The following is a 25,424-nucleotide window of genomic DNA, read 5'->3' as shown; positions in this document are numbered from 1 at the left end:
GAAAGAGCGGCGAGCCGTCATATGTCGAGCCGACGGGCAGGCGTTATGAGAATTATGCTGCGAGGACGTGCGCGCGGACATTGGCAATCGTCATTGCGAGTCGTTCGGTCCGTTCAGCGCGCCTCGTCCAGCGTGCAAGTCACCGTGCAGACGACGCCGCGCGGCAGGAAGTCGACGGTTGCCTCGCCTCCGAGCTGGTCGCGCGCGCTGCGCTCGATCAGGCGCGAGCCGAAGCCGCGCCGCACTGGCGCGGTCACCGGCGGTCCGCCGATCTCGGTCCAGATCAAGCGCAGCCGCGGCTTCGGCGTGTCGGCGATGACCTCCCAGTCGAGCGTCACCCGGCCGGTTTCGTTCGACAGCGCGCCGTATTTCGCAGCGTTGGTGGCGATCTCGTGCACGATCATCGACAGCACCACGGCAAAGCGCGGCGACAGCGGCACCGCGGGGCCGGCCATGCGGATGCGGTCGGGACTGCTCAGCAGGAACGGCTGAAGCGCCCGGGCGATCACGTCCCTCAGCTCCGAGCCCGCCCATTTCTCCTGGCTGAGCAGATTATGCGCCTCGGCGAGCGCGCCGAGCCGTCCCTCGAACTTGGCCCGCTCGTCACGGCTGGCGCTGCGGAAGGTCTGCACCGCGATCGCCTGCATCAAGGCCAGGGTGTTCTTGACGCGGTGGTTGAGCTCCTCGATCAGGAGATTGTGCAGCATCTCGCCGCGGGCGATCGTGGTTGCCATCCGCACCGCGAAGGTGAGGCCGACCAGCAGCAGGATGCCGCCGATCAGGCTGGTGATCGCGATGTTGCGCCAGAGCGGGGCGATCAGCGAGCTCTCGGGGACGCCCGCAGCCACCGTCCATCCCGTGAGCCGAGAACGGGTGTAGGCGGAGGCGAGCGCGACGCCGTCCAGCGAGACCGACGACAGTGTTGCCTCGGCCGCGCGAAACATTTCCGCGTAAAGCGACGGCGAAGCGCGCTTGCCGAAGTTTTCACCTGGGTTCGGCACGCGGGCGAACACGGTGCCCTTGGTGTCGAGCAGGGACACCGTCCATTGCTGGTCGGGCCGCTGCTTCTCGACCAGCTCCTGGAAGATGCCGATCGGCGGACTGAAGCTGAGGTCGTAGATCACCTCGCCGTTCCGCAACACCGGCACTTCGACGGTCAGCACCTGACGTCCATTGATCGCGCCGGTGAAGAGGTCGGAATATTGCGGCGTCCTGGTCGCGAACACCTTCTCGACGATCTCCAGATTGCCGCGTGGCGGCAGGCTCGCGGTATCCTCCGTCGCGGTGGAGAACAACAGCCGGCCCTTGCGGTCGGAGATCAACAAGAGGCCGCCTTTGCCGTACTGGTCGAGGAAGCCGAGCGCGATGCGGCGAAAGTTCTGGAAGTCGTCGTTGCGCAGCGAGTTCGTCAGCGCCAGCACCTGCAAGCTGCCGGTCATGCGCTGCACCTCGGAATCCAGCACGAGGCGCATGCTGCGCACGTTCTCCAGCACGCGGCGCGTCGCGTCGCTGCGGTCCTGCTTGTAATGATAGAAGGCGATGCCGACCGCGAAGACGATCATCGGCAGCATCGTTCCCGCGACCAGGAGAGCGAGCCGGACCGGCAGGGAGAGCTTTGACAAGCGCGGGCGTCCCGATTCCGGCGCGGCGGCGCCGGATTATGATTTTGGCGAGAACCATACGGGCAGGACTTGCATCACGCCATGATTTTCGCGTGCGCGGCGACGTCCGGGTAGATTTTGCAGCGCAGTGCGGGGAGCCCTGCGCCTCAGCTCATGCCGATTGCCGTCAGTAGCAGACACATGGCGTAGATCCCCGCCAGACTGAGCCCGACGATCCGCGCCTCTCGATGCGGCTTCATGCAGTCAGCTCCGACAGGCGACCGCCTTCGCAGCAGCCGCCCGTCCGTCAGTCCTGATCAATCGATTTCCTGAACGACGGTCCGTGTGCCCGGATCCACCAGCATCACGCGTTCGCCGGAATAGACGTACCGATATTTGGTGAGGGACGGGCCCCAATCGGCCGGAACTGCTTCGAGTTCGACCTCGCTGGGCACCGTTGCGCCGACGATGATCTTCTCCTTCGTCGTAACCGGACGCACCCGGTGCTCGGTGACGTAGGATTTGATCCTGGTGCGATATTCCGGCTCGATCTGAACGACCGCGGCGTGACCGGTTCCGGTCGTGGTCACGGTGGATTGCGCGAATGCGCCGGTCGACATCAGAACGGCCGCAGCGGATAGCAGGAACAACCTTCTCATCTTTGTCCTCCTCACAAGCATAAGCGCCGCAACAACCTCTCGCCGCGCGCGACGTTCCTGCGCATAGGAACAAATTGCCATTTTTTCCCGTTCCTGAATCGGCCGGACCGAAGTCCGGCAACTGGAGGAGGAGACAAGATGAAGCTGAAGATGGCGACTGCAGCACTGATGGTTGCTGCGCTTTCCCTGCCGGCGTTCGCGGCCGACGAGTTCTACGTGGTCCAGGACGTCAAGACCAAGAAGTGCACCATCGTCGACAAGAAGCCGACGGACACGTCCATGACCATCGTTAGCCCGTCAGGCACGATCTACAAGTCGCGCACCGAGGCCGAGAGCGGCATGAAGACCGTCAAGGTCTGCACATCCAATTGAGGAGGACGTGATGCCGGTATTCATTCTCTGGGCCGTGCCGGCGATCATTGTGATCGGCGGCGGCATCTATCTGATTGGTCATATGCATTAGGTCAGTCGCGGAGGACGCGCGGGTCTCCGTGCAGCGCACAGGTCCGCGCGTCTTCCCGTGTCCCCAGGGAGTGGGGGCCGCTGATGCGGTGTGCCGGAATGCGAGTTGCAGTGCAACAGGTCTTGCAGGAGCAAGTCCTGCGACGAAGAGTACCTCCGGCGCACGCGAAATCACTTCCGTCCCGCCGGGGTTTTTCATACGCTTCCCTCTCGCAAGCCGCATACCGGCTGCGCGCACGGCCCGGCGACAGGGCCGGAGCATCAAAGGGAGGGGAGACGATGAAGCGAAGGTCATTTCTCGCTGGTATCGGTGCAACCACTGCGGCGGCCACGATCGGCATGCCGTCGATCCTCAGGGCGCAGGCGCCGATCACGCTGAACGGCGCGGTGCAGTTCAACGACGACCATGCCTTCAACCGGGCGCTGATCCGGTTCGAGGAGCTGGTGAAGAAATATTACGGCAAGCCCGTCAATTTCACGCTGCACAAGAACTCCTCGCTCGGCCTCGAGAAGCAGTATTTCGAGTACATGTCGCAGGGCAAGGCGGTCGATTACGGCATCGTCTCGCCGGCCCACATGTCGACATTCGCCAAGGCGGCTCCGTTCATCGATGCGCCCTTCGTGTTCAAGGGCATCGAGCACATGAACAAGGTCGTCGAAGCCAATATCCTGGCACCGATCGCCGACGAGGTCGCGGCCAAGGCCGAGGTCGTTCTGATCGGCTATGCCGGCGGCGGCATCCGCAATATCTTCGCCAACAAGCCGCTCAAGAATCTCGCCGATCTGAAAGGCCTCAAGGTTCGCGTGCAGGGCGCACCGATCTGGTCGAAGACCTTTGCGGCCGTCGGCATGAGCCCGACGGTGATCGCCTATAACGAAATCTACAATGCGATCCAGAACGGGGTGATATCGGCCGGCGAAAACGAGGCGGCGGGCGTCGAGGCGATGAAGTTCTACGAGGTGGCCCCGCATCTCAGCCTCACCCAGCACGCCGTATCGATCCGGCCGATCTGTTTCTCGGTGAAGACGCTGAAGACCTTGCCGAAGGATTTGCAGGACGCGATCATGAAGGCCGGCAAGGAGGCCGGCGACTACGGCCGTCAGCTGGAATCGAGCGAAGAGGTCGTTAAGCTCGACACGCTCGAGAAGGCCGGCAAGCTCAAGCGTGTTCCCTTCGAGGAGCGCGACGCCATGAAGAAGCTCGCCGACCCCGTGATGGCCACCTACGCCAAGGAGATCGGCGCGGAGGGCATTTTCGAGAAGATCAACGTCGCCTGAGCTCGTTGCATCCGCCGACGGCAGGTCCGGGCGAGCCCCGCTTCTTGCCCGGCCGTGGCGGATGAGCTGCCGCACGGAGTCCCAATGTCTGAAATGCCCGTCCCGTCCACACCGTCGCTGTGGCGTCGCGTCACGGCGGCCTATGCGAAATTGCTGGAAATCCTGCTCGCGGCCTGCGTCGGCATTCTCGTCATCCCCGTGACGCTGCAGATCGTCTCGCGCTATACGCCCTTCATTCCGTCCTACATCTGGACGGAGGAAATGGCCCGCTTCCTGTTCATCTGGACCATCATGATCGGCGCGATGGTCGGTGTGCGGGAAGCGCAGCATTTCGAGGTCGACGTGTGGCCGGAGCTGTCGCGGCGGTCGGAGGCCGCGGTGCGGATTCTCGCGCGGCTCGGCGTGCTGGCGCTGGCGCTGGTGTTCGTGTTCGCCGGCCTGGAGTTTACCCGCTTTGCCTGGAACAGGACTTCGGAGCTGGCCGATCTGCCGCTTTGGCTGATTCACGTTGCCTGGCCCGTGACCGGCGCGACGTGGATCGTCTTTGCGGGCGAACAGATCGTCGCTGAAATGCGCATTCTGGTCGGGGCACGGCGATGAGCGGCAATGTACTCTCTGCCGGACAGGCTGCGATGGTGCTGTTCGGGGTTTTCATTGGCCTGCTCATCGTGCGTGTGCCGGTCGCCTTCGCACTCGGCCTTGCCTGCGTGCCGATCCTCTTGATCGAGCCGCGTCTGTCTTTGATGACCCTCGCGCAGGAGACCTTCAATGCGTACAATTCATTCATTCTGCTGGCGGTGCCGTTCTTCCTGCTGACGGCGAACCTGATGAGCATCGGCGGCATCACCGATCGCCTTGTGGCGTTGTCGCGCTCGATGGTCGGACACTGGCCGGGATCGCTGGCGCAGATCAACGTCGTGCTGTCGGTGTTCTTTGCCGGCATCTCGGGTTCGTCGACCGCCGACGCGGCGAGCCAGTCAAAGATCTTCATCGATGCGCAGACCAAGGAGGGCTACGACCTCTCGTTTTCCATCGCCATCACGGCGGTGTCGGCGGTTCTGGCGGTCATCATCCCGCCGTCGATCCTGATGATCGTGTGGGGCGGGCTGATCTCGACCTCGATCGCGGCAATGTACCTGGCCGGCATCGTGCCGGGTCTGCTGATCGCGGGCGCGCAGATGGCGACGGTGCACATCTACGCGGTGCGCCGCGGCTACCCGACCTATCCGAAGGCGACCTGGGTTGAGATGCGATGCGCCATCTGGCGGTCGATACCGGCCATGATGACGCCGTTCATCATCGTCGGCGGCATTCTGCTCGGGTGGTTCACCGCGACCGAGTCCGCCTGCGTCGCGGTGCTCTATTCCGTCGCGCTCTCGGCGTTCTTCTACCGCGAGACGGGTCCTCGCGAATTGTACAAGGCCTTGCTCGACACCGGGCGTCTTGCCGGCGTCGCGCTGTTTTGCGTCGGCACCGCAAGCGCGTTTGGCTGGCTGCTCGCCTATTACAGGATCCCGCAGGAGCTGCTGGCCAACGTCTCGGCATGGGGCATGGGCACGGTCGCAGCCGGCTTCTTCATCTGCTTCTGTTTTCTGGTGGTGGGCTGCTTCCTCGACGCCATCCCGGCCATCATCATCGTCGGCACCGTGCTGGAGCCGCTGGCCAAGTCCGTCGACCTTCATCCGGTCCAGTTCGCGATCATATCGATCGTGTCGCTGGCGTTCGGGCTGGTGACGCCTCCGTACGGCTTATGTCTGATGATCGCCTGTTCGGTCGCCGGCGTGCGGCTGCGCTATGCGCTGAAGGACACGGTGATCATGCTGATCCCGATGCTGCTCGTGCTGGCGGCGCTCATCGTCTGGCCGAGCGTGTCGCTGTTCCTGCCGCGGCTGATCGTGCCGGAGATGCTGAAATGAGCGTCCGATCGTGCGATCCCGCGGCGTCGGCCGCGGGATCGGCTCAATGGGTTACAGATTGCTCTCGGTGATCGCGGCGTAGATCATGCTGCGCAGCTCGCGGCGGAGCGGATAGGCACTCGACGGCAGCACCTGCGTCATGAAGATGGTGATCAGCTCCTCGGCCGGATCGATCCAGAACGAGGTCGTGGCCGCGCCGCCCCAATTGTATTCGCCGGGGCTGCCGGCGATCAGCGTCTCGGCCGGCCGCATGGTCACGGCGAAGCCGAGGCCGAAGCCGATGCCGTTGTAGGTGGCTTCCGAGAACAGCGAGCGCGACACTTCCGGCAGCGCGCGGCCGCCGGGAATGTGGTTGGTCGTCATCAGCGCCAGCGTCTTCGGCCCGATCAGCCGGACGCCGCCGAGCTCGCCGCCGTTGAGCAGCGCGCGGCAGAAGGTGAGATAGTCGGCAGCCGTCGAGCACAATCCGCCGCCGCCGGAGATGAAGGAGGGCGGGGACAGGAACGAGCTCGTCGTCGGATCGTCCTGAAGCGTCAGCCCCTCGCGGCGCTGGCCGGCATGGAACGTCATGCCGCCGCCCGGGTCCGCGGAATAGCAGGCGGCGAAGCGGTGTGCCTTGGAGGCCGGCACGTGGAAATCGGTGTCGGTCATGCCGAGCGGATCGAGAATGCGAGTTTTGAGGAACTGCTCGAACGGCATCCCTGAGATCTTGCCGATGAGGTAGCCGATCACGTCGGTCGCGACCGAATAGTTCCAGGACTCGCCCGGCGAGAATTCCAGCGGGATTTTCGCCAGCCCCTCGATCATGGTCTGGAGCGTGCCCGACTTCTCGACCTCGCCGAGTTTCTCGGCCCGATAGGCGGCATCGACATTGGAACGTTGCTGGAAGCCGTAGGTGAGGCCGGAGGTGTGGCGCAAGAGGTCGACGATCAGCATCGGCCGCGACGGCGGCCGGGTCAGGAAGGCCGGCGCAGTACCGGCGACGAACACGCCGAGATCCTTCCATTCCGGAATGTATTTGGCGACGGGCTCGTCGATCGCGACGAGGCCTTCCTCGACCAGCATCATGAAGGCGACGCTGGTGAGCGGCTTGGTCATGGAATAGATGCGGTAGATGGTGTCGTCCTTCACCGGCACCTTGCGCTCGACATCGGCAAGGCCCTGCACCGAGCTATGGGCGATCTTGCCGCGGCGATAGACCAGGAGCTGCGTGCCCGGGAAACGGCCGGCATCGATGTACCGCTTCTTCAGATGCGCATCGACGCGGTCGAGCGCGGCCTTGGACATGCCGACGGATTCGGGCGAGGCGGGGGTGGGGGCAAGCATCAGTTCCTCCGGGCAGTTTCTCGACGACGGTGATAGCCAAATGGCGGGCCCATTCCAAGCCGGTCGCGCTTAACGCGGGGCCGCCGACTGGTGTAGACTCCACCTTGGAACGCCTCCAGGGAGCCCGCCGGGCCAACAAAAAAAGCGAGGGCAACGCACCATGACTCAGTTCAACGAGACCGAACTCACCGAAGCCGTCGTCAAGAGCTTCGACCAGACGCCGAACCCGCGGGCAAAATTCCTGCTCCAGGAATTGGTCAAGTCGCTGCACGATTACGTGAGCAAGACCGGTCTCACCTTCGAGGAATGGGAATACGCCATCGATTTCCTGACCCGGACGGGACAGAAATGCACCGATACCCGCCAGGAGTTCATCCTGCTGTCCGACGTGCTCGGCGTCTCCATGCTGGTCGACGCCGTCAACCATCGCGACCGCGAGGGCGCCACCCAGACCACGGTGCTCGGGCCGTTCTATGTCGGCGAGCACAAGGTGACTGCGCATGGCACCGACATCTCGCCGAACAATCAGACCGGCGAGCGGATGTTCGTGCAGAGCCGCGTCACCGATCTCAAGGGCAAGCCGCTGGCGAACGTGCCCGTCGACGTCTGGCATGCCGATGACGACGGCTTCTACGATTCACAGAAGCCGAACTATGACGAGGTCGGCGCCTCGGCGCGGGCGCGCTTCATCACCGATGATGACGGCCGCTTCTTCTTCCGCACGATCTTGCCGTGCAGCTATCCGATCCCCACGGATGGTCCGGTCGGCGAGATGATCGTGCAGACCAGGCGGCATCCGATGCGGCCGGCGCATGTGCATTTCCTGGTCAACGCCAAGGGCTACGAGCCCCTGATCACCCACGTCTTCATGGACGGCGACAAATATCTCGATTCCGACGTCGTATTCGGCGTCAAGGACGACCTCGTCGCCAAGGTCGAGCCGCGCGACGATCCGGCAATGCCCGACGGCACCAAGACGAGCGGGCGGTGGCATCTCATGAGTTACGAATTCCACCTGAAGCCGGGTGGCGGCATGGCGCCGAAGCCGCTGGGGACGAAGGCGGCGGAGCCGGCGTGATCCGGCCTTGTCCGGCTATCGCAGCCGGAGCGCTGCGAGCAGCACGATGACCGCGCAGGCCAGGATCGCCGTGGTCAGCTTCCAGAACAGCAGCGGATTGCGCTCCAGCAGCGGCGTGGTCCGCGTGGCGAGATAGGCCGGATTGGGATTTCTGAGTTCGAAGACGAACTCGGAGAGGTCTTCGTGGCGCTTGTAGGGATCGGGATGCAGCGCTTTCCTGAGCGCGCCGTCGATCCAGCCCGGGATGCCCCGCTCGGCATCGATCGCGGGGCGATATCGCAATTTCCACGCGTCTGACCGTCCCCGGATTTTGGCAAGCTGGGCACCGTAGGGCAGATGGCCGGTGAGCATCTGGTAGCAGATGGCGGCCAGCGAGAACATGTCGGACCGGGGCGATCCGCCCTCGCCGAGGAAATACTCCGGCGCCGTATACTGGACCGTGCCGAGAATTTCCGCGTCGGCCGATCTCGGCGCAGCTTCAGCGACGCCCGCGACCCTGACCGATCCGAAGTCGATGATCTTTGCGGTGCCGGTCTTGTCGATCAGGACGTTGTCGGGCCTGAGATCCTGGTGCAGCATCTCCATCCGGTGGAAGGCGCGAAGCCCGGTGGCGATCTGCTCGATGATCCTGCGCACCGTCTCCAGATCGGGACGGGGGTTGTCGAGCATCCACTGCCGCAGCGTCTGCCCGTCAACGAACTCGGTTGCGACGTAGAGATAATTGCGCCGCGTCGATCGCGACCGCGGCTTGAGCACGTACGGACTGTCGATCCGCCGCGCGATCCATTCCTCCATCAGGAAACGCTTCAGATAGGCCTGGTTGTCGCGCAGGTCGATCGACGGAATCTTGAGCGCGACCGTTTCCTCGGTGTCCGCGTCGACGGCGAGATAAATGTGGCTGCGGCTGCTGCCGTGGATCTCGCGGATGATCCGGTAGCCATCGAACATTGCCCGCGGCTCCAGCAGGGGTGGGAGCGGCAGCGCCGAACTCTGATCGAAAACACCGGATTCCTCCGGCGTTGCATCGATGCGCAGGATCTGCACGGTGATGTTGTCGTCGCTGCCGCGCCGATAGGCCTCCTCGACGATCGCCTTCGCCGCCCCGTCGAGCTCGGCTGCATGTTCGTTGATTGCGTTCGTGACGAAACGCGGCTCGACGAATTCGTACGCACCGTCCGTTGCCAGCAGGAAGGTGTCGCCGGCCTGGATCTCGACCGTCTGATAGTCGATCTCGAGCTGCGGATTGATGCCGAGCGCGCGGCCGAGATAGGTCTGCTCCGACGACACGATGATGCGGTGATCGTCGGTCAGCTGCTCCAGCGCCTTGCCGGCGACGCGGTAGATGCGGCAGTCGCCGACATGGAAGATGTGCGCGGTGGCGGCCTTGATGACCATGGCGCTGAGCGTGCAGACATAGCCCTTGTCGCGCTCATAGGCATATTGGCTCTTGCGCGTCTGCGCATGCAGCCAGGAGTTAGTGGCCTCGAGCACGCGGCGGGCGGAGGTCTTCACCGTCCAGGATTCCGACGTGCAGTAATAGTCCATCAGGAAGCTCTTGACCGCCGACTCGCTGGCGATCTGGCTCACCGTGCTGCTGGAGATGCCGTCGGCGAGAACCGCCGCGATGCCCTTCAGGCTGAGCAGCGGCTCTTCCGGAATCAGGACGCCGTGGAAATCCTGGTTGATGGGCTTGCGACCCCTGTCGGAGTGCTGGCCGATCGAAATCAGGAGACCGCGGGTCATCGTCGTCACCAAGGCAAAGAGAGCCTCACCCTAACCGGGCGAGGCTCCCTTGTTGAGGTGCGTGTATCAGGCCGCGACGCGCGGCCTCGCAGCCTTGTCGGCCTGGCGCTTCGGCAGGGTCATGACATGCGTGGCGTAGAGGGTCATGCCGGTGAAGGCGAGGCCGCCGACGAGGTTGCCGAGCACGGTCGGGATCTCGTTCCAGATCAGATAGTCCATGATCGAGAACTTCGCGTGCAGCATCAGGCCCGACGGGAACAGGAACATGTTCACCACGGAATGCTCGAACACCATGTAGAAGAACACCAGGATCGGCATCCACATCGCGATGACCTTGCCGGGGACCGAGGTCGAGATCATGGCGCCGACGACGCCGGTCGAGACCATCCAGTTGCAGAGCATGCCGCGCATGAACAGCGTCGCCATGCCGGCCGCGCCATGCGCGGCGTAGCCAAGCGTTCGGCCTTCGCCAATATTGCCGATCGCCGCGCCGACCTTGTCGGGGGCCTGGGTGAAGCCGAAGGTCGTGACGAAGGCCATCATGAAGGCCACCGTGAAGGCGCCGGCGAAGTTGCCGACGAAGACGAGGCCCCAGTTGCGCAGCACGCCACTGACGGTGACGCCCGGGCGCTTGTCGATCAAGGCGAGCGGCGAGAGCACGAACACGCCGGTCAGGAGGTCGAAGCCCAGGAGATAGAGCATGACGAAGCCGACCGGGAACAGCAGCGCGCCGACCAGCGGCTGGCCCGTGTTCACGTTGATGGTGACGGCGAACCAGGCGGCGAGGGCGAGGATCGCGCCGGCCATGTAGGCCCGGATGATGGTATCCCGGGTGGACATGAAGATCTTGGACTCGCCCGCATCCACCATCTTGGTGACGAATTCCGAAGGCGCGAGATACGACATCAATGGTTCCTTTTGCTTCGTAAGTGAGATCGACACGCTCTCCCATGGAGAGCGCGGCTGAACGTCTTGGCCGTGCGGACGGCTCTGCCGCGCACGAGGGCTATGGGATGTCTGGAAGCCTTGGGAATCGCGTCACGACAGACTGAGCCGGGGAGGGCCGCGAAGCAGGTGAGCTTCCGGGATGCAGCCGGCAGAGGCTGCAACAATGCGGCAAGCCGCAGTCTTCGTTGACAAGAACAAAGAAGCAAGTTGCGTGCCGCGACGGGCGGGCCGGAAAATCCAGTAAAATCAGATGGATGCGACTGGCTATGGGACGACCTTGGCGCGTCGCGCCGCCTTTTGCTTGGGCGGCTGCACAACGTTTGTGCGACGCACAAAGATTGAGCAGATCGCAAGTTTCGCGAGCGGGACAGGCCTGCGACAGTCTGGCGCGGTCGCTATAACATATTGTTTTTCATGCGGTTTTACGAGTGGCGGGCTTGGCACGAAGCTTGAATAGTTCCAGGTCGACGCCATTGAAGCCGTCCCGCGAGACTTCTCATCCGAATTGCTGACGCCACCCAAGCGGGGGTTTTCCCCGTCGCGCGTTCGCATGCGCCCTTTTTGGGGCGTCACGGACGGACGGGCTGCTCGTGCGCACTGACGCAATCATTCGCAACGACGCAAAAGGACGACACCAACGATGACCAAGCGCATCCGCCGGCCCTCCGAGACTGGCCTCAGCCGCCGTCAATTATTGAAGGCCGCTGGCTCTACTGCTGCCCTTCTCGCCGCCGCCAAACTCAATTTCCCCGCCGGCGCCTTCGCGCAGGATTCAGGACCCGAGGTCAAGGGCGCCAAGCTCGGCTTCATTGCGCTGAGCGACGCCGGCCCGCTGTTCGTCGCCAAGGACAAGGGCCTGTTCGCCAAGCACGGCATGCCTGACGTCGACGTGCAGAAGCAGGCCTCCTGGGGCACCACGCGCGACAACCTCGTGCTCGGCTCCGAAGGCAACGGCATCGACGGCGCGCATATCCTCACCCCCATGCCTTACCTGATCTCGGCCGGCAAGGTGACGCAGAACAACCAGCCGACCCCGATGTACATTCTGGCGCGGCTCAATCTCGACGCGCAGTGCATCTCGGTCGCCAAGGAATATGCCGATCTCAAGGTCGGTGCGGACGCCTCGGTGCTCAAGGCCGCGTTCGAAAAGAAGAAGGCCGAAGGCAAGTCGGCCAAGGTCGCGATGACCTTCCCGGGCGGCACGCATGATCTCTGGATCCGCTACTGGCTCGCCGCGGGCGGCATCGACCCCGACAAGGACGTCGAGACCATCACCGTGCCCCCGCCCCAGATGGTGGCGAACATGAAGGTCGGCACCATGGACGCGTTCTGCGTCGGCGAGCCCTGGCCCGGGCAGCTGGTGCACCAGGGCATCGGCTATACCGCCGTCAACACCGGCGAGATCTGGAGCAAGCATCCCGAAAAATCGCTCGGCATGCGCGCAGCCTGGGTCGACAAGAACCCGAAGGCCGCCAAGGCGATCCTCATGGCGGTGATGGAGGCCCAGCAATGGGCCGACAAGATGGAGAACAAGGAAGAGCTCGCCACCATCATGGGCAAGCGGCAGTGGATCAACTGTCCGGTCGAGGACATCGCCGACCGCGCCAAGGGCAAGTTCGACTACGGCATCCCCGGCAAGGTGATCGAGAACTCGCCGCACATCATGAAGTACTGGCGTGATCATGCCTCCTATCCGTTCCAGAGCCACGATCTCTGGTTCATGACCGAGGACATCCGCTGGGGCAAATACGAGGCCGGTTTCGACAGCAAGGCGCTGATCGCCAAGGTCAACCGCGAGGACCTCTGGAAGGACGCGGCCAAAATACTCGGCGTCGCCGCCGCCGACATCCCGGCCTCGACCTCGCGCGGCAAGGAGACCTTCTTCGACGGCAAGGTGTTCGATCCCGAAAATCCGGCTGCCTATCTGAAGTCGCTCGCGATCAAGCGCGTCGAAGTCTGATGGAGCCTCGCGGCCGCCCCTGGGCGGCCGCATCCTCTTTTGCAGCCGGAGAGATATTGCGATGAATATGCCTGCCACGAAGATTGAGGTCGAGACCGCGACGCCTGCGGCCACCGCCGCGCCTGTCGTCGCGATGACGCCGAAGCGCCCGCCGCGCAGTGAGGCCTACGCACGCATGGCAAGGGAAACCGCCGTGCGCGTCATCCCGCCGCTGGTCGTGCTCGCGCTGCTGACGCTGGTGTGGGAACTGGTTTGCCGTCGCGCCGGATCGGCGCTGCCGCCGCCGTCAAGGGTGTTCAAGGACACCCAGGAGCTGATCTTCGATCCGTTCTTTGACCATGGCGGCATCGACAAGGGCCTGTTCTGGCATCTGTCCGCCAGTCTCCAGCGCGTCGCGCTCGGCTATTCGCTCTCGGCGATCGCCGGCATCGCGCTCGGCGTGCTGGTCGGGCAGTCGGTCTGGGCGATGCGCGGGCTCGATCCGCTGTTCCAGGTGCTGCGCACCATTCCGCCGCTCGCCTGGCTGCCGCTCTCGCTCGCGGCGTTCCGCGACGGCCAGCCCTCGGCGATCTTCGTCATCTTCATCACCTCGATCTGGCCGATCATCATCAACACCGCGGTCGGCATCCGCAACATTCCGCAGGACTATCGCAACGTCGCCGCGGTGGTGCAGCTCAATCCGCTCGAGTTCTTCTCCAAGATCATGATCCCGGCGGCCGCGCCCTACATCTTCACGGGCCTGCGCATCGGCATCGGCCTGTCCTGGCTCGCGATCGTCGCCGCGGAAATGCTGATCGGCGGCGTCGGCATCGGCTTCTTCATCTGGGACGCCTGGAATTCCTCGCATATCAGCGAGATCATCCTGGCGCTGTTCTATGTCGGCATCGTCGGTTTCGTGCTCGACCGCCTGATTGCGGGCCTCGGCAAGGTTGTCACCCGCGGCACCGCGACAAGCTAAGGAGTAGGGACACATGACCGCCTATCTGAAGCTCGACCATATCGACAAGATATTCACCCGCGGCGCTGCGACGACCGAGGTGCTGAAGGACATCAATCTGACCATCGAGAAGGGACAGTACGTCTCGATCATCGGTCATTCCGGCTGCGGCAAGTCGACCCTGCTCAACATCATCGCCGGGCTCACGACCGCCACCACCGGCGGCGTGCTGCTCGAGAACCGCGAGGTCAACTCGCCGGGCCCCGATCGCGCGGTGGTGTTCCAGAACCACAGCCTGCTGCCGTGGCTCACCGTCTACGAGAACGTCAGGCTCGGCGTCGACAAGGTTTTCGCGAAGACCAAGACGAAGGCCGAGCGCGACGCCTGGGTGATGCACAATCTCAACCTGGTGCAGATGGCCCATGCCAGGGACAAGCGTCCCTCGGAAATCTCCGGCGGCATGAAGCAGCGCGTCGGCATCGCGCGGGCGCTGGCGATGGAGCCGAAGGTGCTGCTGCTGGATGAGCCGTTCGGCGCGCTGGACGCGCTGACCCGAGCGCACTTGCAGGACTCGGTGATGGCGCTGCATCAGAAGCTCGGCAACACCATCCTGATGATCACCCACGACGTCGACGAGGCCGTGCTGCTCTCCGACCGCATCGTGATGATGACGAACGGGCCGAGCGCGCGCATCGGCGAGGTGCTGGAGGTGCCGCTCGCGCGCCCCCGCAAGCGGCTCGAGCTCGCCACCAACACCACCTATCTGAAGTGCCGGCAGCGCGTGCTCGAATTCCTCTACGAGCGTCATCGCTTCGTTGAGGCCGCGTAAACCAAAGTTTAATGCGCGAACGTCCGCGCCCAAATAATCGACATCAAGCTCAATCCTTGTGCGGCGCACAAGGATTGAGCGAATCGCAAATTTAGCGAGCGAAAAAGCCCTGCAAAAATTTCTGGCAATGCGAATAACGTCCTGAAATCCCTGTATTTCCAGCGCGCGTACAACTGGCACGGAAATTGAAGTGCATTTGCCCGACGCCAACGACGACGTCCCTCAACATCATCAATCAGCATCGTGAACTCGCCACCGGGGTGAAGCCCCGGAGCGCGCCTCCGTGACCGGAGGCAGAGCCTGCAACGACGCAGCGGTGAGACTGGAAGGGATAATGTATGACCAAGAATTCGTCTCTAAGTCAGACTTGGATTTCTGACTGGCGCCCCGAAGATGAGGCGTTCTGGAATGCGGGCGGCAAGACCATCGCCCGGCGCAACCTGATCTGGTCGATCGTCGCCGAACATATCGGCTTCTCCGTCTGGCTGATCTGGAGCATCGTGACCACCAAGCTGCCGCTGGCGGGCTTCCACTACACCACGGACCAGCTGTTCCAGCTCGTCGCGGTGCCGGGCCTGATCGGCGCCTTCATGCGCTTTCCCTACACCTTCGCGGTCACGACGTTCGGCGGCCGCAACTGGACCATCTTCAGCGCGGCAATCCTGTTCATCCCGACGCTGTCGCTTGCCTATTTCGTCAGCCAGCCCGACACGCCGTTCTGGCTGATGCTGCTGGTCGCCTCGACCGCTGGCCTTGGCGGCGGCAACTTCGCCTCCAGCATGACCAACATCTCCTTCTTCTTCCCCGACCGGATGAAGGGATGGGCGCTGGGCCTCAATGCCGCCGGCGGCAATATCGGCGTCTCCAGCGTGCAGCTCTTGACCCCGATCCTGATGACGCTCGCGGTCATCAACCTGTTCCAGGCGAGCCCCGTCGACGGCATCTATCTCCAGAATGCCGGCCTGATGTGGGTGCTGCCGATCGCGATCGCGGTGTTCGGCGCGGTGTTCTTCATGAACAACCTGACCACGGCCAAGTCGTCGATTAGGAATCAGCTCGCGGTGGTCAAGCGCAAGCACACCTGGATCATGGCGTATCTCTATATCGGCACGTTCGGGTCCTTCATCGGCTACTCCGCGGCATTCCCGCTGCTGCTCAAGACGCAGTTTCCGTCGGTGACGATCTCGATCGCCTTCCTCGGTCCGCTGGTCGGCTCGCTGTCGCGCCCGTTCGGCGGCTGGCTCGCCGACAGGATCGGCGGCTCGGTCATCACCTTCTGGAATTTCATTGCGATGGCGGCCGCGACTGTCGGTGCGCTCTATTTCGTCGGCCACAAGGACTTCATCGGCTTCCTGTCGATGTTCCTGATCCTGTTCGTGACGACGGGGATCGGCAACGGCTCCACCTACCGCATGATCCCCTCGATCTTCCGCGAGCAGAACCTGTTCAAGGTGCGCGGCAAGGGCGATGCGGCACGTAGCGCTGCCCTGAAGACCGCGAGCATCGAGAGCGGTGCGGCGGTCGGCTTCATCGGCGCGATCGGTGCCGTCGGCGGCTACCTGATCCCGAGCGGTTTCGGCAAGTCGATTGCCCTGACCGGCGGTCCGCAGCTCGCGCTGGCGATCTATCTCGCCTTCTACGCTTCCTGCCTCGGCTTGACCTGGTGGTTCTATCTGCGTCGCAGCCCGCAGGGCGAAGGCGCAGCAGGCCTTGCAGAAGCAAGAGTCTAACACTTGGTACGAATCTCGCTTCTCCCCGTACGCGGGGAGAAGACTCTCTGATGACGTTTGACCCATGAACCTTGTCCGCAACGGCGCGGACAAAGGCAGACCGAAACAGACAGGAGAACATCATGACGCCCGAACAGGTTACCCTTATCCAGCAGAGCTTCGCCAAGGTCGCGCCGATTTCGGAAGCCGCCGCGGTACTGTTCTACGATCGCCTGTTTGAGATAGCGCCGTCCGTGCGCGCGATGTTTCCCGAAGACATGACCGAGCAGCGCAAGAAGCTGATGGGCATGCTCGCCGCCGTGGTCGGCGGCCTGTCGAACCTCGAGACGATCCTTCCCGCGGCCTCGGCGCTCGCCAAGCGTCACGTCGCCTATGGCGCCAAGGCCGAGCACTATCCCGTGGTCGGTGCGACCTTGCTGTGGACCCTCGAGAAGGGGCTTGGCGAAGCCTGGACGCCCGAACTCGCTGCCGCCTGGACCGACGCCTACGGCGTGCTGTCCGGCTACATGATTTCCGAGGCCTACGGCGCGCAAGCGCAGGCCGCCGAATAGGAGATGCCTTGTGAGTGAACCGCTGGTCATCGTCGGTAACGGTATGGCGGCTGCGCGGCTTGTCGATGAACTCGCCAAGACCGCACTCGGCCGCTACGCGGTTGCCGTCATCGGCGATGAGCCGCGGCTCGCCTACAACCGCGTTCTGCTCTCCTCCGTGCTGGCCGGCGAGACCGGCTCGCACGAGATCGAGCTGCGGCCGGCCGACTGGTGGCGCGATCGCGGCGTCACGGTGCGCTACGGCTATCGCGTCACCGAGATCGACACCGGCCGCCGCGAGCTCAAGATCGCCGGCGAAGAGAGCATGGAATATTCCAAGCTCGTGCTTGCGACCGGCTCGACGCCGCTGCGGCTCAACGTGCCGGGCGCGGATCTTACCGGCGTGCACACGTTTCGCGATACGCGCGATGTCGACCTGCTGCTGACGCTCGCGGCCGCGAAGAAACGCGTCGTCGTGGTCGGCGGCGGGCTGCTCGGCCTGGAGGCCGCCTACGGCCTTGCCAAGGCCGGCGCGCCGGTGACGCTGCTGCATCTGATGGACCGGCTGATGGAGCGTCAGCTCGACGCGCCCGCGGCCGACCTGCTCAAGACGCTGGTCGAGCGCAAGGGCATCCGCATCCTGCTCAACGCCAGCACGAAGTGCATCCATGGCGACGGCCTCGTCGAGGCCGTTGAGCTTGCCGACGGCAGCCGGATCGAAGCCGATGCGGTGATCTTCGCCGCCGGCATCAAGCCGAACGTCGCGCTGGCGAAAGAGGCCGGGATTGCGGTCAATCGCGGCGTCGTCGTCAACGACGTGATGCAGACTTCCTCGTCCGACATTTTCGCGCTCGGCGAATGCGCCGAGCATCGCGGCACCTGCTACGGCCTGGTCGAGCCCGCCTATGAGCAGGCGCGTGTGCTGGCGCGGCATCTCGCCGGCCGGCCCGCCACCTATCAAGGCAGCGTGGTCTCGACCAACCTCAAGGTCTCCGGCGTCAGCGTGTTCTCCGCCGGCGACTTCATGGGCGGGGAGGGCAGCGAGAGCCTCGTGCTGTCAGACCGCAGGCGCGGCACCTACAAGAAGCTCGTGATCGCCGACGGCCGGCTCACCGGCGCTGTGCTGATCGGCGATACCGTCGACGCGCTCTGGTATCTCGAGCTGATCCGCAATCGCGACAAGGTCGCGGCGATCCGTACCGACATGATGTTCGGCCGCGCGCTCGCGTTGCCTTCGAAAGCGGCTTGATATGACGGCGATCGACCCAAACCTCCGCACCACCAAAACGACTTGCCCCTATTGCGGCGTCGGTTGCGGCGTGCTGGCGACGCCCGACGGCAAGGGCGGCGCCGCGATCGCGGGCGATCCTGATCATCCCGCCAATTTCGGCCGGCTGTGCTCGAAAGGTTCGGCGCTCGGCGAGACCGTCGGGCTCGAGAGCCGGCTGCTTTATCCCATGATCCGCTGCAAGGGCGTGCTCGAACGTGTCGCCTGGAGCGATGCGCTGGACCACGTCGCCCATCGCATGCAGCACATCGTGGCCCGCGACGGCGCCGACGCGGTCGCGTTCTATCTCTCCGGCCAGCTCCTCACCGAGGACTACTACGTCGCCAACAAGCTGATGAAGGGCTTTGTCGGCACGGCGAACGTCGACACCAATTCGCGGCTCTGCATGTCGTCCTCCGTCGCCGGCCATCGCCGCGCCTTCGGCGCCGACACCGTGCCCGGCTGCTACGAGGATCTCGACCAGGCCGATCTGCTGGTCTTCGTCGGCTCGAACGCGGCCTGGTGCCATCCCGTGCTGTTCCAGCGTATGCTGAAGAACCGTGGGGAGCGCGGCGCGCGCATGATCGTGATCGATCCGCGCCGCACCGACACCGCGAGCGACGTCGATCTGTTTCTCGGCCTCAAGCCCGGCACCGACACCGCGCTGTTCTCGGGCCTGTTCGTCCATCTCGCCGACAACGGCGCGCTGGACCAGGATTACATCGCTGAGAACACCAGCGGGTTCGACGATGCGCTGGCACGCGCGCGCAACATCGCCGGCAGCGTGGCTGCAACAGCGCTTGCCACGGGCCTCTCCGAGCAGGACGTCGCCACCTTCTTCAAGATGTTCCGTGACACCGAGAAGGTCGTCACGCTCTATTCGCAAGGGGTCAATCAGTCGGCGCAGGGCACCGACAAGGTCAACGCGATCCTGAACTGCCATCTTGCGACGGGGCGCATCGGCAAGCCCGGTGCCTCGCCGTTCTCGCTCACCGGCCAGCCCAACGCGATGGGCGGCCGTGAGGTCGGCGGTCTCGCCAATATGCTCGCCGCCCATATGGGCTTCACGCCGCCCGACATCGATCGTGTCAGGCGGTTCTGGAAGGCGCCGCGCATCGCCACTCATGAGGGGCTGAAGGCGGTGCAGCTGTTCGAGGCGATCAACCGCGGCGAGGTCAAGGCGCTGTGGGTGATGGGCACCAACCCCGCGGTGTCGCTGCCCGATGCGGATTTCGTGCGCGCGGCACTGAAGAAGCTCGAGCTGTTCGTGGTCTCCGAGAACGTGCTTTCCAACGACACCGTCGAGGCCGGCCCTCACGTGCTGCTGCCGGCGCTCGCCTGGGGCGAGAAGTCGGGCACGGTGACCAATTCCGAGCGGCGCATCTCGCGCCAGCGCTCGTTCCTGCCCGCGCCGGGTGAGGCGCGGCCCGATTGGTGGATCCTGAGCGAGACCGCAAAGCGTTTCGGCTTCGGCGACAGTTTTAATTACAAATCCGCGGCTGACATTTTCCGCGAGCATGCCGAGCTCTCCGCTTTCGAGAACAATGGCAGCCGCGATTTCGACATCGGTGCGCTGACATCGCTGTCGGATGAAGGCTTCGAGGCGTTGAAGCCGGTGCAGTGGCCGTTGCGCGAAGGCGGGACGCCTGGCGAGCGCTTCTTCGCGCAAGGTGGCTTCTTCACCAATGACGGCAAGGGCCGCTTCATTGCGCCGGAGGTGCCGGCGTTGCGCGGCGAGACCGGTCCCTCGCGCCCCTTAAGGCTCAACACCGGGCGCATCCGCGACCAGTGGCACACCATGACGCGCACGGGGCTGAGCCAGCGGCTGGGCGCGCATCTGCCCGAGCCGTTCGTCGAGATCCATCCCGATGACGCGGGCAAATACGGCATCGCCCATGACGGCTATGCCCGCATCACCACCGATTACGGCCAGTGCATCCTGAAGGCCGTCGTCAGCGAACGGCAGCAGCGCGGCACCCTGTTCGTGCCAATCCACTGGAGCGCGATGAACACCTCGCACGGCCGCGTCGGTGCGCTGGTGCAGTCCTTCACTGATCCGTTCTCGGGGCAGCCGGAAGCCAAAGCCACGCCGGCCGCGATCACACCCTATGAATTCGTCTTCCGCGGCTTCGCGCTGTCGCGCAAGCAGCTCGACCTGCCGCAGAACCTGTTGTGGACCCGCGTTACGGTCAACGGCGGTTTCGGCTATCTCTTTGCCGACAACGCGGACCTCGCGCGCTGGCCGGCCTGGCTCGAGGGCGTTGCCGGTGAGGACGTTGCCGAGTACCGCGATTTTGGTGGCGGCGTCTATCGTGCCGCCTCGTTCGCAGGGGATCGTATCGAGACCTGCCTGTTCGTCGGCCCCGCGCACGACGCCGGCGATTGGGAGGTGGTGAAGAGCCTGTTCGTCGCCGATCAGGTCACCGACGATCAGCGCCGCATGCTGCTGTCGGGCAAGTCCAGCGAAGGCGCCGCCTCGACCGGCCCCATCGTCTGCGCCTGCTTCGGCGTCGGCCGCGGCACCATCTGCGACACCATCGCTGGCGGTGCACGCACCGCCGCCGAGATCGGCGCAAAACTCAAGGCCGGCACCAATTGCGGCTCCTGCATCCCCGAGCTGAAGCGCCTGATCGCGACGACGGAGGTCGCACCTGCGAAGCAGGCCAAGGTCGCGAGCGCGGCGGGGTAGGCACCGCTCTCTCCATCGTCATTGCGAGCGTAGCGAAGCAATCCAGAGTCTTTCCGCGGCGGGAGTCTGGATTGCTTCGCTGCGCTCGCAATGACGAGTTTGTTGAGGCGACGCTCATCCATCTCCCCATCGTCGTCCTGGCGAAAGCCAGGACCCATTACCCCGGTCAGTGTCGTGAAAGCGCGCTGTGGCCGTCACCACCCGCGACAACTTGTTCCTGTGGTAATGGGTCCTGGCCTTCGCCAGGACGACTCGGAGGGTTTGGCGCCGACCTTGCGCCAATCGACGCGTCCTCCATTCTGCCCTATGGTGCCGCGCATCCCATCAGCCCAACAACCATAACAACAATGATGTACCTGGAAACGCCGCCGCGCCTGATCGAGACCAGACTCTTCTCCGCAATGCCCGAAAAATTCCGCCGCAAGGGCGAGCGGACCGACTGGGCTGACGCCAACCGGCCGGGTGTTGCGACCGATAGCTTCATCGAAGGGCCCTCATTCGACAGGGACGGCCATCTCTACATCGTCGACATTCCCTTCGGCCGCATCTTCCGCATTGCGCCCGACGGCGAATGGTCGCTCTTGATCGAATATGAGGGCTGGCCGAACGGGCTGAAGATCGCGACCGACGGCCGCATTCTTGTCGCGGACTACATGCATGGCATCATGGAGCTCGATGCGAAGGCGGGGCGTATCAAGCCGATCCTGACCGCGCGCAATTCGGAATCGTTCCGCGGCTGCAACGATCTGCATCTCGCCTCCAACGGCGACATCTATTTCACCGACCAGGGCCAGACTGGTCTGCATGATCCAAGCGGGCGGGTCTATCGTCTCGCATCAAATGGGCGGCTCGATTGCCTGATCGACACCGGCATCAGCCCGAATGGTCTCGTGCTCGATCCAACCGAAACCGTGCTGTTCGTCGCGATGACGCGCGACAATGCGGTCTGGCGGCTGCCGTTCATGAAGGACGGCAGCGTGTCGAAGGTCGGCCGCTTCTGCTCGCTGTTCGGCACCAGCGGTCCCGACGGCATGACGATGGATGCGAAGGGGCGTCTGTTCGTCGGCCATGCCTCGCTCGGCCATGTCTTCGTGTTCGCGCCGAACGGGGAACTGATCGCGCGGATCAAGTCGTGCGCGGGGCCGAATTGCACCAATGTTGCGATCGGTGGCGAAAACTGGGATCGGCTCTATATCACGGAGTCTGCGACCGGCAGCGTGCTGGTCGCGGATATCAGCGGTCTCTAGAGCATCTGAAGGAATAAACATGAACACAAAACCCTTCGGCCAGACCGGCGCCAACGTTTCCGTCATCGGGCAGGGCACCTGGTATCTCGACCATGGCGATCGCAAGCGGGCGATCGCGGCGCTTCAGCGCGGGCTCGATCTCGGCATGACCCACATCGACACCGCCGAGATGTATGGCGATGCCGAACTCGTCATTGCCGATGCGATCGCCGGCCGGCGCGACGAGGTGTTCCTCGTCTCGAAAGTGCTGCCGAGCAACGCCTCGCGCCGTGGAACCATCACGGCGTGCGAGCGCTCGCTGAAGCGGCTGAAGACCGATCGTCTCGATTGCTATCTGCTGCACTGGCGCGGCTCGTATCCGCTCGAGGACACCGTCGCCGCGTTCGAGGAGCTGGTGACATCCGGCAAGATAAAATCCTGGGGCGTCTCCAATTTCGATGCCGACGACCTCGACAAGATTCTCGATGTCTCAGACGAAGGGCGCATCGCCTGCAATCAGGTGCTCTATCATCTCAAGGAACGCGCGATCGAGCATGCGGTGATTCCGTGGTGCAAGCAGCATGGCGTTGCTGTCGTCGCCTATTCGCCGTTCGGCCACGACGATTTCCCCGCGAGCAACAGCAAAGGCGGCGCGGTGCTTGCGCGCATCGCGGAGGCGCGTCGTGCGACACCGCGTCAGATCGCGCTGAGCTTCCTCACCCGTGCGACTACGGTGTTCGCGATCCCGAAGGCATCGTCGGCGGAACATGCTGCCGAGAATGCAGGGACCGGTAATCTCGTGCTGACGAAAGAGGAGATTTCGGCGCTCGATGCGGCGTTTCCGCGCGGTCCAAAGCCGCGCAGCCTGCCCATGCTGTAGTGCAGCAAAGGTCTATTCTTAATGGAGTATTGACGCGCGCGGCGGTCAGCGCATATCGGCATCCTGTTTTCGGAAGTTGTGAAAGCGGCGCATTTGTCGTTTTTTACGAACGCACTCGATTCGTATTTTTTCCCGAGTTCCAGCCGTGACCCCGCCGCCAGCCGCAGCCGCAAGGCTCGACAGTCTTTCCGTGCCCATGCCCGAGAAGAAGCATGTTGGTCGCCGCGCACCCGCGCGCGTCGATCATCCCTTCAAGGGCATCGCACTGATCCTGCTCTCGACGGTGTTTCTCGGCTGCTCCGACACCGCCGCGAAATATCTTTCGACCAGCCTGCCGTCGATCGAGATCACCTGGATCCGCTTCCTCACCTTCGCGCTGATCTTCACGCCCGTGATGCTGCGGTCCTCGCCGTATTATGCGATGCGCACCGAGCGTCTCGGATTGCACGTGATGCGCGGCGCGGTGCTGCTCGGCTCCTCGCTGTTCTTCATCACGGGCCTCGGCTTCCTCCCGATCGCGGAGGCGTCCGCCACCGGCTTTGTCGCGCCGCTGTTCGTCACTGCGCTCTCGATCGTTTTCCTCGGCGAGAAGGTCGGCATGCGGCGCTGGTTCGCGACCGCGCTCGGCCTCATCGGTGTGCTGATCATCCTGCGCCCGGGCACCAGCGCATTTCATCCGGCGGCGTTCTTCCCGGTGGTCTCGGCGGCCTGCTGGGCCGGTACGCTGATCCTGACGCGCATGATGAGCGGCCGCGAGGCCGTCGTCACCACTATGGCCTATTCCTCGCTGACCGGCCTTGCGATCCTCACCGCAATCGTGCCGTTCGTCTGGGTGACGCCGTCCTGGACCGCGATCGCACTCGGCATCTTCATCGGCGTCGCCTCGACCGCCGGCCAGTGGATCGTCGTGCTGGCCTATCGCTACGGCGATGCCTCGGTGCTGGCGCCGTTCTCCTACTCGCAATTGTTGTGGGTCAGCATTCTCGGCTTCTTCATCTTCGGCGAGGTGCCGAGCATCTGGACCGTCGTCGGCGCGGCCTTCATCGTCGCCAGTGGTCTCTACATCGCCCATCGCGAGCGCGTCCGCCGCGCCTCGCTCCTGGTGCAAGCCGAGCGTTCCCCGAACGCCTGACGCAATATCGCGCATCGCGCGTCGTGCTATCATCGGCTCCAACGATAAGGGAGGAGCCGGATGCGCGCTGCGATTTTCAGGAACGGTGAGATTGTCGTTGGCGAGATGGCCGAGCCGAAGCCCGGTCCCGGCCAGGTGCTGGTCAGGACGCTCGCCTGCGGCATCTGCGGCTCTGACCTGCATGCCCGCCAGCACGCTCCGCGCATGGTGGAGATGGCAAGGAAGACCGGTCGCACGCCGATGGATTTGTCGCGCGATGTCGTGTTTGGTCACGAGTTCTGCTGCGAGATCGTCGATTACGGCCCGGGCACTGAACGTCGGCTCAAGCCGGGGACGCATGTCTGCTCGCTGCCCGCGCTGCTGACGCCGGAGGGCATCAAGGGCATCGGTTATTCCAACGAATTTGTCGGCGGCTATGCGGAAGCGATGCTGCTGAGCGAGCCGTTGCTGCTCGAAGTGCCCAACGGTCTGGCGCCGGAACACGCCGCGTTGACCGAGCCGCTCGCGGTCGGCGTTCACGCGGTGGCGAAAGCCAACATAAGCGGCGGCGAGGTGCCGCTCGTGATCGGCTGCGGCCCGGTCGGGCTCGCTGTCATCGCTGCGCTGAAGATCAGGGGCCTGCATCCGATCGTCGCTGCCGACTATTCGCCGGCACGTCGCGCGCTCGCGGCAAAGCTCGGTGCCGACATCGTCATCGATCCCAGGGTGTCGCAGCCCTATGCGACCTGGGCCGAGCACGCGCAGATGTCGGAGGCGGAGAAGGCGGCGCGGCCGCCGCTTCAGGCCATGCTGCCGGCGCTGAAGCCCGCCATCATCTTCGAATGCGTCGGCGTGCCCGGCCTGTTGCAGCAGGTGTTCGAGGGCGCGCCGCGCGATGCGCGCATCGTTGTGGTCGGCGTCTGCATGGAGACCGACAAGAGCGAGCCCATGCTCGGCATCATGAAGGAGCTGAACGTCCAATACGTGCTCGGCTACACGCCGGAGGAGTTTGCCGCGTCACTTCGGCTGATCGCGGAGGGGCAGGTGGATGCTGCGGCGATGGTGACGGCGGAGGTCGGTATCGACGGCGTGGCAAAGGCGTTTGCGGATTTGGCCAATCCGGAAGTCCACACCAAGATCATCGTGCAGCCGTGGCGTTGACGGTGCCGTAGGGTGGGTTAGCCCTGCGGCTGCGCGAAGCGCAGTCCGCACGGCGTAACCCACCACTTCTCTTGCAGCGGTGACAGAAGAGGT

21 protein-coding genes are annotated in these 25,424 nt (G+C 64.1%); 16 read left to right on the top strand and 5 right to left on the bottom strand.

The features are described 5' to 3' along the window. Positions 1-113: 113 nt before the first annotated feature. Entirely contained in the window at positions 114-1,571 is a 1,458-nt protein-coding gene (locus JQ592_RS03400) for a sensor histidine kinase (protein WP_211401760.1), read from the bottom strand. Between the two features lie 347 nt (positions 1,572-1,918). Beyond that, on the bottom strand, positions 1,919-2,260 hold the full coding sequence (locus JQ592_RS03395) for a DUF1236 domain-containing protein (RefSeq protein WP_211401489.1): 342 nt from the start codon (positions 2,258-2,260) through the stop codon (positions 1,919-1,921). 138 nt (positions 2,261-2,398) lie between these two features. Between JQ592_RS03395 and JQ592_RS03390 the strand changes: the two genes are divergently transcribed. The 4 genes from JQ592_RS03390 (at position 2,399) to JQ592_RS03375 (ending at position 5,916) form a co-directional block, all read left to right on the top strand. Beyond that, positions 2,399-2,632 carry a hypothetical protein gene (locus tag JQ592_RS03390; RefSeq protein WP_211401488.1) on the top strand — a complete coding sequence of 78 codons (234 nt, stop codon included), beginning with the start codon at positions 2,399-2,401 and terminating at the stop codon, positions 2,630-2,632. Between the two features lie 369 nt (positions 2,633-3,001). Further along, the gene (locus tag JQ592_RS03385) at positions 3,002-4,000 is read left to right on the top strand and encodes a TRAP transporter substrate-binding protein (RefSeq protein ID WP_211401487.1); all 999 of its coding nucleotides are present in this window, start codon (positions 3,002-3,004) and stop codon (positions 3,998-4,000) included. Between the two features lie 84 nt (positions 4,001-4,084). Continuing rightward, positions 4,085-4,600 carry a TRAP transporter small permease gene (locus JQ592_RS03380; protein ID WP_211401486.1) on the top strand — a complete coding sequence of 172 codons (516 nt, stop codon included), beginning with the start codon at positions 4,085-4,087 and terminating at the stop codon, positions 4,598-4,600. Beyond that, on the top strand, positions 4,597-5,916 hold the full coding sequence (locus tag JQ592_RS03375) for a TRAP transporter large permease (RefSeq protein ID WP_211401485.1): 1,320 nt from the start codon (positions 4,597-4,599) through the stop codon (positions 5,914-5,916). Before JQ592_RS03380 ends, JQ592_RS03375 begins: the two co-directional genes overlap by 4 nt. 51 nt (positions 5,917-5,967) lie before the next feature. On the opposite strand, the gene JQ592_RS03370 is transcribed toward JQ592_RS03375, so the two are convergent. Further along, the gene (locus tag JQ592_RS03370) at positions 5,968-7,242 is read right to left on the bottom strand and encodes a serine hydrolase domain-containing protein (RefSeq protein ID WP_211401484.1); all 1,275 of its coding nucleotides are present in this window, start codon (positions 7,240-7,242) and stop codon (positions 5,968-5,970) included. 160 nt (positions 7,243-7,402) lie between these two features. Between JQ592_RS03370 and JQ592_RS03365 the strand changes: the two genes are divergently transcribed. Next, complete coding sequence (locus JQ592_RS03365) at positions 7,403-8,320, top strand: intradiol ring-cleavage dioxygenase (RefSeq protein WP_211401483.1); 918 nt, start codon at positions 7,403-7,405, stop codon at positions 8,318-8,320. Positions 8,321-8,335: 15 nt separating this feature from the next. On the opposite strand, the gene JQ592_RS03360 is transcribed toward JQ592_RS03365, so the two are convergent. Continuing rightward, on the bottom strand, positions 8,336-10,063 hold the full coding sequence (locus tag JQ592_RS03360) for a bifunctional protein-serine/threonine kinase/phosphatase (protein ID WP_211401482.1): 1,728 nt from the start codon (positions 10,061-10,063) through the stop codon (positions 8,336-8,338). Positions 10,064-10,129: 66 nt separating this feature from the next. Next, a complete protein-coding gene (locus JQ592_RS03355) occupies positions 10,130-10,969 on the bottom strand; it encodes a formate/nitrite transporter family protein (RefSeq protein ID WP_211401481.1) in 840 nt (279 codons plus the stop codon). A gap of 682 nt (positions 10,970-11,651) precedes the next feature. Here JQ592_RS03355 and JQ592_RS03350 point away from each other — a divergent pair. The 11 genes from JQ592_RS03350 to JQ592_RS03300 all read left to right on the top strand — a co-directional run bounded on the left by JQ592_RS03350 (position 11,652) and on the right by JQ592_RS03300 (position 25,331). Beyond that, a complete protein-coding gene (locus JQ592_RS03350; RefSeq protein ID WP_211401480.1) occupies positions 11,652-12,971 on the top strand; it encodes a CmpA/NrtA family ABC transporter substrate-binding protein in 1,320 nt (439 codons plus the stop codon). A 61-nt stretch (positions 12,972-13,032) separates the two neighbouring features. Further along, positions 13,033-13,929, top strand: coding sequence for a nitrate ABC transporter permease (gene ntrB, locus JQ592_RS03345; protein ID WP_211401479.1), 897 nt, complete (start codon positions 13,033-13,035; stop codon positions 13,927-13,929). Between the two features lie 13 nt (positions 13,930-13,942). After that, positions 13,943-14,737, top strand: a complete 795-nt coding sequence (locus JQ592_RS03340; protein WP_211401478.1) for an ABC transporter ATP-binding protein — start codon at positions 13,943-13,945, stop codon at positions 14,735-14,737. A gap of 338 nt (positions 14,738-15,075) precedes the next feature. Further along, entirely contained in the window at positions 15,076-16,467 is a 1,392-nt protein-coding gene (locus tag JQ592_RS03335) for an MFS transporter (protein WP_211401477.1), read from the top strand. 122 nt (positions 16,468-16,589) lie between these two features. Next, positions 16,590-17,018: a globin family protein gene (locus tag JQ592_RS03330; RefSeq protein WP_211401476.1), complete on the top strand. Its 429-nt coding sequence runs from the start codon at positions 16,590-16,592 to the stop codon at positions 17,016-17,018. A 10-nt stretch (positions 17,019-17,028) separates the two neighbouring features. Then, entirely contained in the window at positions 17,029-18,246 is a 1,218-nt protein-coding gene (locus JQ592_RS03325; RefSeq protein WP_211401475.1) for an NAD(P)/FAD-dependent oxidoreductase, read from the top strand. A gap of 1 nt (position 18,247) precedes the next feature. After that, positions 18,248-20,953, top strand: coding sequence for a nitrate reductase (locus JQ592_RS03320; protein WP_211401474.1), 2,706 nt, complete (start codon positions 18,248-18,250; stop codon positions 20,951-20,953). Between the two features lie 350 nt (positions 20,954-21,303). Beyond that, positions 21,304-22,200, top strand: a complete 897-nt coding sequence (locus JQ592_RS03315) for an SMP-30/gluconolactonase/LRE family protein (RefSeq protein WP_211401759.1) — start codon at positions 21,304-21,306, stop codon at positions 22,198-22,200. Positions 22,201-22,219: 19 nt separating this feature from the next. After that, entirely contained in the window at positions 22,220-23,059 is an 840-nt protein-coding gene (locus JQ592_RS03310; RefSeq protein WP_211401473.1) for an aldo/keto reductase, read from the top strand. A gap of 190 nt (positions 23,060-23,249) precedes the next feature. Then, entirely contained in the window at positions 23,250-24,191 is a 942-nt protein-coding gene (locus tag JQ592_RS03305) for a DMT family transporter (RefSeq protein WP_211401758.1), read from the top strand. Between the two features lie 60 nt (positions 24,192-24,251). Then, positions 24,252-25,331 (top strand): zinc-binding dehydrogenase, encoded by a 1,080-nt coding sequence (locus JQ592_RS03300; protein WP_211401472.1) that lies wholly within the window; start codon positions 24,252-24,254, stop codon positions 25,329-25,331. Positions 25,332-25,424 lie beyond the last annotated feature (93 nt).

Origin of the sequence: Bradyrhizobium iriomotense (genome assembly GCF_018129405.1) — a bacterium.
In the GTDB taxonomy this organism is placed as follows: Bacteria; Pseudomonadota; Alphaproteobacteria; order Rhizobiales; family Xanthobacteraceae; genus Bradyrhizobium; species Bradyrhizobium iriomotense_B.
This window is presented reverse-complemented; position numbering and strand designations above follow the sequence as displayed.